Origin of the sequence: Providencia sp. PROV189 (assembly GCF_028480065.1) — a bacterium.
In the GTDB taxonomy this organism is placed as follows: domain Bacteria; phylum Pseudomonadota; class Gammaproteobacteria; order Enterobacterales; family Enterobacteriaceae; genus Providencia; species Providencia stuartii.
The window spans coordinates 101,431-114,514 of the sequence record NZ_JAMPOG010000012.1 but is presented as its reverse complement, the minus strand read 5'-3'; the positions used below and the strand labels follow the sequence as shown (position 1 = coordinate 114,514).

Sequence of the window (13,084 nt, the reverse complement as noted above, 5' to 3'; positions counted from 1 at the left end):
TTTTCGTTATAAGAAAAGGCTATTCATGGTTTAGACCATAATTTAGGGCGTCTCCGATGGTGTTTGCCCTTTTTTTATATCCGCATTTCTATATTCTTTTTTGATATAAATATATTAACTAATAGTATTTCAAGAAATAAGCGTTCCTTGATAACTTGGGATGGTCAATTTACATAAGTTTACCGTCAGAGGTGTTCAATGAAAGCTCGCGTTTTAACTACCGCACTACTTGCAGGCCTTGCGCTGGTGGCCAATGTCGCCAATGCAGATAAGCTGGATGATATTAAGCAAGCGGGTGTGATCCGTATCTCTGTTTTTGACAGTAACCCACCATTTGGTTTTATTGACCCACAAACGAAAAAACTCGCGGGCTATGATGTTGATATCGCACAGGCGATAGCGGATGACCTTGGCGTCAAGTTAGAGTTGCGTCCAACCAACCCAGCAAACCGTATTCCACTACTGACTTCAGGTAAAGTCGATTTAATTGGGGCAAATTTCACTATCACTGATGAACGTGCTAAGCAGGTTGATTTTTCTATTCCTGATTTTGCAACAGGGCAAAAGTTTATTGCGCGTAAAGGGGTATTGAAGACGCCTGATGATATCGCACCTTTACGTATTGGTGCCGACAAAGGTACCGTGCAAGAAGTGACATTACGTGAACGTTATCCGAATACAAAAGTCATTTCTTATGATGATACACCACAGGCATTTGCGGCTTTACGCAATGGTAACGTGCAAGCAATTACCCAAGACGATGCAAAATTAGTGGGATTACTTGGTAACTTACCTGAGAAAGTCAAAGCAGATTTTGAAATCTCTCCATTTAGCATCACTCGCGAATATCAAGCGGTTGCTGCCGCTAAAGGTGAAACACGTTTAATCGAAAATGTGAATAACACGTTGTTGAAGCTTGAAAAAGAAGGCAAAGCAGAACAGATTTATAACCGTTGGTTTGGCCCTGATACAAAGGCCGCTCAACCTCGCGGTGAGTTCAAATTTGCACCACTGGATCAGCAAAAATAATAGGCGTTCTATTTCGCCGATTCCATGCTCACTGGTCGATAAGCATAGAATAAATAGCCCCGCATATTATCGCGGGGTTCTTAGTTATAAAAGGCAGCACTTATGTTTGAAAAATTAACGAGCGGCGAGTTTCTTTCTGAGCATTTTTTAGCTCCCGAGTATTTGGAATGGTTTGGTTATGGTTTTTTACTGACCCTCTGGATCTCCATTTGTACCATTATCGCTGCAACGTTATTAGGTTTTGTGGTTGCTGCGGCAAGGGATAGCCAAATTGCTCCGCTACGCTGGATTGTCGGAGTGTATGTTTCCGTTTTTCGCAATACCCCGTTGTTGGTACAACTCTTTTTCTGGTATTTCGCTTCCGGTGAAATTTTATCATCGGATATGATGGCGTGGCTTAATACTCCCCACGAAATCACATTTGCGGGGATGACGCTCAGTTGGCCTTCGTTTGAATTTTTAGCAGGTTTTATTGGCTTAACGTTATATACCGTACCATTTATTGCCGAAGAAATACGCTCCGGTATCCGTGGTGTACGACAAGGCCAAAAATATGCCGCTTTTGCGCTGGGTTTAACAGGGTGGCAAGCGATGAAACATGTGGTGCTACCCCAGGCCGTTAAAATAGCCATGCCACCTCTTCTCGGGCAATACATGAATGTCGTTAAAAACTCCTCTTTAACCATGGCGATTGGTGTGGCTGAGCTATCTTATGTATCACGTCAGGTTGAAAGCCAAACACTACAGACATTTACGGCATTTGGCCTAGCCACTGTGCTGTATATTGCGATTATCGCGGTAATGGAAGGTTGGGGGCAGTGGCGAGCGCAACGTAATTTAGTGGAGAGTGTGTAAGATGGATTTTTCAGTCATTGAGCAAAACTGGCAGTACCTTTTGTTTGGTGCGTTTCCAGATGGCCCTATTGAAGGTGCCGCATTAACATTAATTATCAGCTTGGTCGCGGGGGCAATGTCGATTGTATTCGGTACGCTTGGTGGTGTTGCCTTAGCGATGTTACGTGGTTTCTGGATGAACCTGTTCGCTGCTGTTTTAGGCTTTTTCCGCGCCATTCCCGTCATTATGCTGATTTTTTGGACTTATTTCTTTTTGCCCGTTGTGCTCGGAACCGAAATACCGGGTATCGCCTCAGTGATTTGCGCTCTCGCCTTAATCACGTCGGCGTATTTGGCCCATGCGGTTAAGGCGGGCATTTTAGCAATAGGCAAAGGGCAATGGCAGGCTGGCTTATCGTTAGGTTTTAGCCGTTGGCAAGTGCTTTGGCAAATAGTTTTACCCCAAGCATTACGCATGATGGTGCCATCGTTTATTAACCAATGGGTTGCGCTGATTAAAGACACGTCTTTGGCTTACATTGTGGGCGTTGCTGAACTGTCATTTTTGGCAACACAGGTGAATAACCGTGAAATGGTTTATCCACTCGAAATTTTCTTATTTGTCGCGTTTATTTACTTTGTCATCTGTCTGACATTAGAAATTGTCGCCAACTTGATAGCAAAACGTTTAAGTCATCATCGTGGGGCTAAACCATTTGCTGCGAAGCGGTCATTACTCTTTTGGCGTAGGCAGAAGCTACTCGCCTTATCGTAATCATCATAATGTGGCGGTGCAAATGGCGCCGCCACGATCACGCAAAAATTTCTTTTTTCTGTAAATTCCAATTCATCTTGCTGTATCAGTAAGTTAACGCACTTTTGAGTATTATCATCACGCAAACGTTTTCTTTTTTTCATTTTAACGGTAACACTCTCGATTTGTTTGTTGTAGGATAGGGCGAAAAAAACTTTTTTTGGGCGCAATATCTAATGAGTAATCAATCTTCTGGCTCTGTGCAACAACAGGGTCTGTTCCAACGCGTGTTTAAATTACAAGAACACGGAACAACGGCGAAAACTGAAGTCGTTGCAGGTTTTACAACCTTCCTCACAATGGTCTACATTGTCTTTGTTAACCCTCAAATTTTATCTGTCGCAGGGATGGACATTAAAGCCGTATTCGTAACGACCTGTTTAATTGCGGCTATCGGCAGTATTTTGATGGGGTTATTAGCAAACCTACCTATCGCGGTGGCACCAGCAATGGGGCTAAATGCCTTTTTTGCTTTTGTCGTCGTTGGGGCGATGGGGTATTCATGGCAAGTTGCGATGGGCGCTGTGTTCTGGGGCGCTGTGGGTCTCTTTATTCTAACACTCTTTCGTATCCGCTACTGGATCATTGCAAATATTCCATTGAGTTTGCGTGTGGGGATCACCAGCGGTATCGGTCTATTTATTGCCATGATGGGGCTGAAAAATTCAGGTATTATCGTGGCGAATCCAGACACTTTAGTCTCCATTGGTAACTTCACCCAACATAACGTTTGGTTAGGTGCTCTGGGCTTTTTCATTATTGCAATTTTAGCTGCCCGTAATATTCATGCAGCAGTATTAGTTTCCATTGTGGTCACTACCTTGATTGGCCTTGCATTAGGCGATGTGAAGTTCAACGGCATCTTCTCTTTGCCACCTAGCATCACCAGTGTAGTGGGGCAAGTCGATATTTTGGGATCACTGGACTTAGCGCTGTCTGGGGTCATCTTTGCTTTTATGTTGGTTAACTTATTCGACTCATCCGGCACAATGATTGGGGTTACGGATAAAGCTGGCATTACTGATGCTCGCGGAACATTCCCGCGCATGAAGCAAGCACTCTATGTGGATAGCTTAAGTTCTGTTGCCGGCTCTGCAATGGGAACATCATCGGTAACCGCTTATATCGAAAGCTCTTCGGGGGTATCTGTTGGTGGGCGTACTGGTCTGACTGCCATTGTGGTCGGGGTGTTATTCCTATTAACCATGTTTATTTCTCCTTTAGCGGGTATGGTTCCTGCTTATGCAACCGCGGGCGCGCTGATTTATGTTGGCGTGTTGATGACATCCAGTTTAACGCGTGTGAAGTGGGATGATTTGACGGAGTCGGTGCCTGCATTTATTACTGCGGTCATGATGCCATTTAGCTTTTCGATTACAGAAGGTATTGCATTAGGCTTTATCGCTTACTGTGCAATGAAGATCGGTACTGGTCGTTGGCGCGACTTAGGGTTATGTGTTGTTTTAGTTTCCATTTTATTTATTTTAAAAATGGTTTTAGTCGACGCCTAATCACCTTCCTTATCTAACGGCTCCCTTCTTGGAGCCGTTTTGTCATCAAATACTCTTAATTGCTATCAATTCGAGCTATAATCAATAAGACTGACAAGCAAAATGCAAAAAACCGTTTTAATTGCTGCTCAAGTGCTTTCACAGCTTGAGGGATTCTGCTAGATTCCGCAGCAGAAACTGACTTATCAAGGTATCAGACCATGAATTCACCAAAAAAACCGGCAAGTAAAACCGCCAGCAAAACCAAGAAAAAGTACCGTAAAACAAAAGAAGAGCTTAATGCAGAAGGGCGTGAGCGCAAACGCCAGAAAAAGCATCGTGGTAATAAATCAGGGGCGCGTTATCAAGAAAAATCAACGAATAGCAAGTCTGGAAATCAAAATCAGGCCCTAGACCCACGTGTGGGTAGCAAAAAACCGATTCCGTTGGTTGTTGATGATAATGCGGTGGTAACACGCCCAGCGCCCGCTAAAGAGCCGGCAGTAAAAGTTAAATTATCACCAGAGCAAGAGCTTGAAATGCTTGAGCAGGACGATCGTTTAGATAGCTTGTTGGCGCGTTTAGAAGATGGTGAAACGGTGACAGCGGAAGAGCAGGCGTATATTGATACTTGTTTAGACCGCATTGATGAGCTGATGTCTATTTTAGGTATTGAACTGACCGACGACGATGAAGAAGAAGACGAAGATAAACTGGATGACATTATGCGTATCCTGAAAAGTAAATAATCGTTTTTCTATCTCCTCCGGTGCACTGCTGGAGGAGGTTTTGGTTAAAATTCATTCAAGTCATGCGACTTTTGGTGCTGCATCAACTCTCTCTTGCCAATCACAAGTTATAATTTCTTTTATGTTATTATGTCGTGTATATAAGTTCGCCAATAAAAAAGCATAAGATACAGCCTGTAAGTAGGTATTCGGCGCAATTGAGGAATGTTAATGTCAGAGCAAAATATCGTTTGGGATCTCTCTCTCATCCAAAAATATAATTATTCAGGGCCACGCTATACGTCATACCCGACAGCTTTGGAATTTAACCAAGAGTATGATGAGAGTGCGTTTGTGGCTGCAACTCAACGCTACCCTGAAAACCCATTATCGCTCTATGTTCACATCCCTTTTTGCCATAAGCTTTGTTATTTTTGTGGCTGCAATAAACTGGTGACACGGCAAAAGCATAAAGCAGATGAATACTTGCAGGTCATCGAAAAAGAGATTATTCAACGTGCAGCCTTATTAAAAGGGCGAACCGTTACACAGATGCATTGGGGCGGCGGCACACCTACTTATCTCGATAAGGCTCAAGTTAGCCATTTGGTCACTTTGCTCAAAACACACTTCCATTTCTCTGATGACGTTGAAATGTCGATAGAGGTAGATCCCCGTGAAATTGAACTGGATATGATAGATCATTTGCGCAGCGAAGGGTTCAACCGCCTGAGTATGGGGGTGCAAGATTTTAATAAAGACGTTCAGGTTTTAGTTAACCGCGAACAAGATGAAGATTTTATTTTTGCGCTCATTAATCGAGCAAAAGAAACGGGGTTTACATCAACCAGTATTGACCTGATTTACGGTCTACCAAAGCAAACCCCAGAAAGCTTTGCTTTTACCTTGAAAAAAGTGATTGAACTGTCACCGGATCGTTTAAGCGTGTTTAACTATGCTCATTTGCCTAACTTGTTTGCGGCACAGCGTAAAATTAAAGATGAAGACTTGCCAAGTGCTGAGCAAAAACTGGATATTTTGCAAGAAACCATCGCGACCTTAACCTCAGAAGGCTATCAGTTTATTGGTATGGATCACTTTGCCAAACCACAAGATGAGTTAGCCGTTGCACAGCGTGAAGGGATTTTACATCGCAACTTCCAAGGCTACACCACTCAAGGGGATTGTGATTTATTAGGATTGGGCGTATCGGCGATCAGTATGTTGGGTGATAGTTATGCGCAGAACCAAAAAGATTTAAAAACCTATTATGCGCAAGTAGAAGAGCAAGGGCATGCTTTGTGGCGTGGGTTAGTGTTAACCAATGATGACTGCTTACGCCGAGATGTGATAAAGACACTGATTTGTAATTTCCAACTTCATTATGCGCAAATTGAGGCGCTTTATCCTATCGAGTTTAAACGCTATTTTGCAGAGGATTTAGCGCTGTTAAAACCGATGGAAGAAGATGGCTTAGTCGAAATAACAGAAACCGCGATTAAGGTGACTCCTCAAGGGCGCTTGCTGATCCGTAATATCTGTATGTGCTTTGATGTCTATTTGCGTAATCAAATGCGTCAACGCCAATTTTCTCGTGTTATTTAAATACATGGCTCCATATTACAATGGAGCCGTTTGAGTATTTAGCGTTCGATTTTCTCTAGTAACTGGTAAGTAGCTGTAATGCGCTGAGGAATAGGTATCCATTTATTGGATAGCATAACAATGGCAATCTTCTCTTCTGGAATAAATATCGCGTATGTCGCAAAGCCATTGCTAGAGCCAGTCTTGTTATAATAAGCGCGTACTTCTGGCGCCATGGCTGGCTTAATCAATTCCACTTTTTGTGGTTTGAGAGCCATATCATCACGGTTGCCTTGCAGTAATTGTGAAAGCGACACCGGCCATGGATAGCTTTCCCACATCATATCCTGCACAAACGAATCGGTTAGGTAAACGCCAGTATGGGTGTTTTCAATCGCTTCTTGCCAAGTTTTCGCCACTTTAATGGATTGCATATTGATTTCTAAATAACGGATCAAATCTTTGGCATTGGACTTTAGGCCATAAGCCTCTGGACCAAGGATTGCTAGGTTTAAGCGAACAGGCTGATTTTGCTTATTGTAGCCTTGTGCGTAATATTTCTCTTGGCTTTTGGGAACATGGATATAAGTATGTTTTAAGCCAAGTGAAGGCAGCATCAATTTTTCCATAGCCTGAGAAAAAGGCATATTAAGTTGCTTTGCCGTCACGATACCAAGTAACCCAACCCCTAAATTTGAATAAGAACGATATTGTCCAACCTCATTGTCAGGAAGCCATTTTTGATAATACGCCATTAATTGATCGTTGGTTTTGATATCGCTAGGTACAAATAGCGATAACCCTGATGTATGGGTGGCTAAATTCATCACGCTAACATTATCAAAAGCACTGCCTTTTAATTCAGGTAGGTAATGACTGACACTTTGGCTAAAGTCGAGTTTTCCTTGAATTTGCGCATAAGTTGCCAGTGTTGCGGTAAAGGTTTTTGATAAGGAGCCAATTTCATACAGCGTCCTATCAGAAACAGGAATTTGGGTCTGTTTTGACTGAACACCGTAATGGTAAATAGCTTGTTTGCCATTCACTGAGATGGCAACAGACATACCCGGGATCTGTTCTTGTTTCATCAGGGGCTTGATAATGTCATCGACCTCTTGCTGTGTAAGGGCAAAGGCGGAAATCGATGTCATTGCTAAACTTAAGGCGATAAAAAGCCGCCCCTGACGAAAAATATTTTTCATAGAGTTATCCATTAAAGTAAAAGTTTTAGTTATTGATAATTAAAATTCAGGTATTCTAATTTCCACATGCCTTAGATGCTGAGGCATTGATTAATACCGTATTGTCCGATGATGAGCAAAGAGTATGCCTATTTTAAATTCTGATTTGAAACGATATAAAATTCGATGAGGTAAAAGAAAAACTTATGTCAGGGAATTATCGTCATCGTCTCCCTTTGAATGCGTTGAGAGCATTTGAAGCTTCAGCGCGGCACCTAAGCTTTACAAGAGCAGGGCTGGAGTTGAATGTGACCCAAGCCGCTGTGAGTCAGCAGGTACGTTTGCTGGAAGAGCAGCTTGGACTTGAGCTATTTATTCGCTTACCTCGGGGGCTGGCTCTGACCGATGAAGGGTTGGCTTTACTTCCTGTACTCAGCCGCTCATTTGACCAAATAGAATCATTGTTACAACAATTTGAAGATGGGCATTACCATGAAGTCTTGAGTGTCTCCGTTGTCGGTACGTTTGCAGTAGGTTGGTTATTACCACGCTTACCCGCTTTTGCTGCATTGTATCCTTATATCGATTTGCGCATCATGACGCACAATAACGTGGTTAATTTAGCAGCTGAGGGGGTTGATTTTGCGATCCGTTTTGGGGAAGGATTGTGGCCATTAGCAGAAAATACGGCGCTATTTTCAGCGGCTCATACCGTACTGTGCTCTGAAAAAGTGGCCAATAAGTTAACTCATCCATTAGATTTAAAAGATCACAGTTTGATGCGCTCTTATCGTAAAGACGAATGGGAAAAATGGCAGATAGCAGCAGAGCTTGAGCCATGGCGAGTGAAAGGGCCAATTTTCGACTCTTCGCGCTTAATGGTTGAAGCTGCGCTGTTAACGGATGGCGTGGCGCTGGCTCCAAGTTGTATGTTCGAGCACGAATTGAGCGCCGGTACATTGGTTCAACCGTTTGATATTAGCGTCACTTTAGGGGGATATTGGCTGAGTCGATTGAAATCACGACCGATAACCCCTGCAATGGCTATCTTTCGTCATTGGCTACTTGCAGAGGTGCAGAAATAAGCCTGTGGTGATTTACTCGATACCCAACTCTTTTAATTTGCGGGTGAGAGTATTTCGCCCCCAACCTAATAAACGAGCCGCTTCTTGTTTGTGCCCATTCGTATATTTGAGGGCGCAATTTAGCATGGTATGCTCCATTAGAGGAACGGTTTGAGCTAATAAGTTTTCTTTACCTTCAGCTAATGCACTGTGTGTCCACTGCTCGAGCAGTTCAAACCATGATGGATGATGACTTGTGACAGACTGACGTGCTGCTGGCTCCTCGCTAGCATCGTCCGGTTGTGGGCTATCCAACAGGTCCTCTGGTAAATCTTGCGGTAGAATTTCTTGGCTAGCCGCCATAACCGTTAACCAGCGACAAACGTTCTCCAATTGCCTCACGTTACCGGACCAATGATAGCGTTGCAGAATATGTTCACTATCTGGATGTAGTACCTTACTATCGACACCTAGCTCTTTGGCAGTATTTTGTAAAAAATAATGGGCAAGACGTGGGATATCTTCTGTTCTTTCACGTAATGGTGGGAGCTGTACACGGATGACATTTAAGCGATGAAATAAATCCTCACGGAATAGCCCCTCTTTAACACGTTTTTCTAGATTTTGGTGTGTTGCTGCGATAATACGCACATCGACTTTTACCGGAGTATAACCGCCGATACGATAAAATTGCCCTTCCGCAAGAACTCTCAATAGTCGTGTTTGTATATCTAGAGGCATATCGCCAATTTCATCAAGAAATAGTGAGCCGCCATTAGCTTGCTCGAAACGGCCTTGCCTAACCTGTGTGGCGCCAGTAAAGGCCCCTTTTTCATGACCAAATAGCTCTGACTCAATGAGATCTTTAGGAATAGCCGCCATGTTGAGAGCAATAAAAGGGCCGTTGGCACGGGGGCTATGCTGATGCAGTGCATGTGCAACTAATTCTTTACCTGTACCGGACTCACCATTAATCAGCACACTAATGGATGAGCGAGAGAGGCGACCTATGATCCGATAAACCTCTTGCATAGCAGGAGCTTCACCTATCATGGTGGAAGAGACACTCTCCGTTTTCTGTTTAGAATCACGTTCGAGGTGGTTTTGTTCTCGGCTATGGCTCAAGGCGCGTTCGACTAAAGCGACGGTTTCATCAATATCAAAAGGCTTAGGTAGGTAATCAAAAGCCCCCGATTGATAAGCATTTACCGCTGCATCAAGATCAGAGTGTGCCGTCATAATAATAATGGGAAGCGATGGGTGCGACTGCTTTAGCCGATTAAGTAAGGCTAAACCATCAATACCCGGCATACGAATATCTGATAACAAAACATCAGGGCAATCATGCTCTAAAGCGGCAAGAACAGCATCGGCACTGTCAAAGCAGGTGCAATGAAAAGAGGCACTATTTAAGGCGCGCTCAAGCACCCAACGAATAGAACTGTCATCATCAACAACCCAGATTTTTCCCTGCTGCATTGTTATCCCCTATTTTTTAATTGGTAGATAAATAGAAAATTCGGTATGACCGGGCCAACTGGTAAATTCAATTTTCCCAGCGTGCTGATCCACTAAACTGTGAACGATAGATAAGCCTAATCCTGTTCCGCCCTCGCGACCACTTACCATAGGATAAAACAACGTATCTTGGATAGCGGGTGGAATACCTGGGCCATTATCTTCAACATCAATACGAGCGGCTAAGCGATAACGCTCCCCTTGTAACATGACCTGAAATGCTGTGCGAGTGCGTAGCGTTATTGTGCCACCCGTATCGGAAAGTGCTTGTAACGCATTACGGATAATGTTGAGTAGAACCTGTTCAATTTGATCGGGATAGTACTCAAGATCAGGCAAACTAGGGTCATAATCGCGTATTAACGTGATATTTTCGGGCTTCTCTAATGACACAAGGCGCACGATATTTTCAGCGCTGTGGTGAATACTCTGTTGCGTTTTTGGCCCAGGGTATTGGGGGCCAAGTAATCTATCGACTAATGCCCTTAATCGGTCGGCTTGTTCAATAATAACTTGCGTATATTCATTCAGTTTTGGGTCAGGTAATGCCCTTGAAAGCAACTGTGCAGCGCCTCTTAAGCCGCCTAATGGGTTTTTTATTTCATGAGCCAAACCCCGGATCAGCTCTCTTGCTGCCAATTGCTGAGCATTTTGTACCTGCTCTTGGCTGAGCCTGCGTTGGCTATCTAATTGAGACAGTTCCAACAAAATAAACTGAGCAGAGAAAGGCTGTGCACTTAACGACATGACATGGGAATGATTATTAAAAACGAGCGTAACTTCGTTATCGGTGAAGCTATGGCCCTCTTTTAAGCTATTTAACATTAGCTCATCATTTAAGGAGCAATAATTGCAAAGTACAGGTAATGGGGTGCCATATATTTTACGTTGGCTTTGGGCAAGTATTTGTAAAGCCGCATGATTGGCATAATGGATCACAAGGTCATAATCAACGATTAAGACGCTGTTTAACAGTGAATCAAGAATATGTTCCGGTGCTGGCAAATGTTCGGCTTTCATGTAATTCTGCTCCTGCACTATTTTGGTGCATTATACTTGATTTACCCAACAAAGCTGCAATTTGAATAACGGTGCCGTAAATAAAATGATACCACTGAAAGTAGGAGAAAAGGCCCCATCAGAGATGGGGCAAATGTTTCACGGCAACAAAGACTAGCAGTGGAACGGCGTGTTACACACTGTAGTACATTTCAAATTCTAATGGATGCGGGGTCATGCGAACGCGTTGAATATCGCTACGGAGTAGTTCGATATAGGCATCAATTGCATCGTTGGTGAATACACCACCGCGAATTAAGAATTCACGATCTTTATCTAGCTCAGCCAAGGCTTCTTCTAGTGAACCAGCCACTGTTGGGATCTCTTTTGCTTCTTCTGGTGGCAGGTCGTATAGGTTTTTATCCATGGCGTCGCCCGGATGGATTTTATTGATAATGCCATCAAGACCCGCCATTAATTGCGCAGCAAACGCTAAGTATGGGTTGGCTGCTGGGTCAGGGAAACGCACTTCAATACGACGCGCTTTGGTGCTTGCAACCACAGGGATACGAATAGATGCAGAGCGGTTACGTGCAGAATAAGCCAACATAACTGGTGCTTCAAAGCCCGGAACCAGACGTTTATACGAGTTGGTTGTTGGGTTAGTGAAGGCATTCAGTGCGCGTGCGTGTTTGATAATGCCGCCAATGTAGTAAAGCGCCATTTCTGACAAACCACCGTATTTATCGCCTGCAAATAGGTTAATACCATCTTTTGACAGTGACATATGGCAGTGCATACCTGAACCGTTATCACCGACTAATGGCTTAGGCATAAAGGTCGCCGTCTTACCGTAAGCATGGGCAACATTGTGCACGACATATTTATAAATCTGTGTTTCGTCTGCTTTTTTGGTCATTGTATTAAAGCGGCATGCCACTTCGTTTTGACCTGCGGTAGCCACTTCATGGTGATGAGCTTCAACGATTAAGCCCATTTCTTCCATGGTGGTACACATCGCAGAACGGAGGTCTTGTGAAGAATCGACGGGGGGAACTGGGAAGTAACCGCCTTTTACACCCGGACGGTGGCCTTTGTTACCGCCTTCATATTTTGTACCAGTATTCCAAGCCGCTTCAATATCATCAATGTGATAGTAGCTGCTGTGCATGCTGTTACCAAAACGAATATCATCAAAGATGAAGAATTCAGGCTCTGGCCCAAACAGCACGGTGTCAGCAATACCGCTGGCACGTAAAAAATCTTCTGCACGTTGAGAAATAGAGCGCGGGTCACGGTCGTAACCTTGCATTGTGCCTGGTTCAAGAATATCGCAACGAATGATCAAAGTTGGGTCGGCAAAAAATGGGTCGAGCATTGCAGTGGATGGATCTGGCATTAGCACCATGTCAGACTCGTTAATGCCTTTCCAGCCACCAATTGATGAACCATCAAACATTTTACCTTCTTCAAAGAAGTCTTCGTTGACTTGATGAGCAGGGATGGTGATGTGTTGCTCTTTACCTTTGGTATCAGTAAAACGCATGTCAATAAATTTTACTTTGTGCTCTTCTATCAGCGATAAAACGTGTTCTGCGGACATCGTCGGCTCTCCTGGTCAGGTCGGGTCTGCAAAATAACCACATACAGTTGCGTTACTTTTTGCAATTATTTCTGGCTTTTCAGCATCAGTTAATCAAGGTGTAACTTCTCACATAAAAGTATAAGCGAAAAACGTGCCAACTTTTTAAAATAGCCTAAATATGGAGTGTTACGCCGTTATGACAAATTAGTAGGAGAGTACATGTGAATTACTGCACCAATATGGTGCACTTTCTGTGTG

11 protein-coding genes are annotated in these 13,084 nt (G+C 43.6%); 7 read left to right on the top strand and 4 right to left on the bottom strand.

Annotated elements, in window-relative coordinates:
* Positions 1-198: 198 nt before the first annotated feature.
* The 6 genes from PR833_RS10265 to hemN all read left to right on the top strand — a co-directional run bounded on the left by PR833_RS10265 (position 199) and on the right by hemN (position 6,500).
* Complete coding sequence (locus PR833_RS10265; RefSeq protein ID WP_004923605.1) at positions 199-1,029, top strand: ABC transporter substrate-binding protein; 831 nt, start codon at positions 199-201, stop codon at positions 1,027-1,029.
* Between the two features lie 102 nt (positions 1,030-1,131).
* Positions 1,132-1,884, top strand: coding sequence for an amino acid ABC transporter permease (locus PR833_RS10260; RefSeq protein WP_014657009.1), 753 nt, complete (start codon positions 1,132-1,134; stop codon positions 1,882-1,884).
* Position 1,885: 1 nt separating this feature from the next.
* The gene (locus PR833_RS10255; protein WP_004923612.1) at positions 1,886-2,638 is read left to right on the top strand and encodes an amino acid ABC transporter permease; all 753 of its coding nucleotides are present in this window, start codon (positions 1,886-1,888) and stop codon (positions 2,636-2,638) included.
* Positions 2,639-2,853: 215 nt separating this feature from the next.
* On the top strand, positions 2,854-4,188 hold the full coding sequence (locus PR833_RS10250) for an NCS2 family permease (protein WP_004923617.1): 1,335 nt from the start codon (positions 2,854-2,856) through the stop codon (positions 4,186-4,188).
* Between the two features lie 200 nt (positions 4,189-4,388).
* Positions 4,389-4,916, top strand: coding sequence for a Der GTPase-activating protein YihI (gene yihI / locus PR833_RS10245; RefSeq protein ID WP_004923620.1), 528 nt, complete (start codon positions 4,389-4,391; stop codon positions 4,914-4,916).
* Positions 4,917-5,126: 210 nt separating this feature from the next.
* Positions 5,127-6,500 (top strand): oxygen-independent coproporphyrinogen III oxidase, encoded by a 1,374-nt coding sequence (gene hemN / locus PR833_RS10240; protein WP_014657006.1) that lies wholly within the window; start codon positions 5,127-5,129, stop codon positions 6,498-6,500.
* Between the two features lie 38 nt (positions 6,501-6,538).
* Here the strand turns inward: hemN and ampC are convergent, their stop codons facing one another.
* Positions 6,539-7,672 carry a class C beta-lactamase gene (gene ampC, locus PR833_RS10235; RefSeq protein WP_071599671.1) on the bottom strand — a complete coding sequence of 378 codons (1,134 nt, stop codon included), beginning with the start codon at positions 7,670-7,672 and terminating at the stop codon, positions 6,539-6,541.
* Positions 7,673-7,866: 194 nt separating this feature from the next.
* On the opposite strand from ampC, the gene PR833_RS10230 reads away from it, so the two are divergent.
* Positions 7,867-8,745, top strand: coding sequence for a LysR family transcriptional regulator (locus PR833_RS10230; protein ID WP_004923634.1), 879 nt, complete (start codon positions 7,867-7,869; stop codon positions 8,743-8,745).
* 12 nt (positions 8,746-8,757) lie between these two features.
* On the opposite strand, the gene glnG is transcribed toward PR833_RS10230, so the two are convergent.
* The 3 genes from glnG to glnA all read right to left on the bottom strand — a co-directional run bounded on the left by glnG (position 8,758) and on the right by glnA (position 12,844).
* Positions 8,758-10,203, bottom strand: coding sequence for a nitrogen regulation protein NR(I) (glnG, locus tag PR833_RS10225; RefSeq protein ID WP_004923638.1), 1,446 nt, complete (start codon positions 10,201-10,203; stop codon positions 8,758-8,760).
* 9 nt (positions 10,204-10,212) lie between these two features.
* Entirely contained in the window at positions 10,213-11,262 is a 1,050-nt protein-coding gene (gene glnL / locus PR833_RS10220; protein WP_004923641.1) for a nitrogen regulation protein NR(II), read from the bottom strand.
* A gap of 172 nt (positions 11,263-11,434) precedes the next feature.
* Positions 11,435-12,844 carry a glutamate--ammonia ligase gene (glnA, locus tag PR833_RS10215; protein ID WP_272526078.1) on the bottom strand — a complete coding sequence of 470 codons (1,410 nt, stop codon included), beginning with the start codon at positions 12,842-12,844 and terminating at the stop codon, positions 11,435-11,437.
* Positions 12,845-13,084 lie beyond the last annotated feature (240 nt).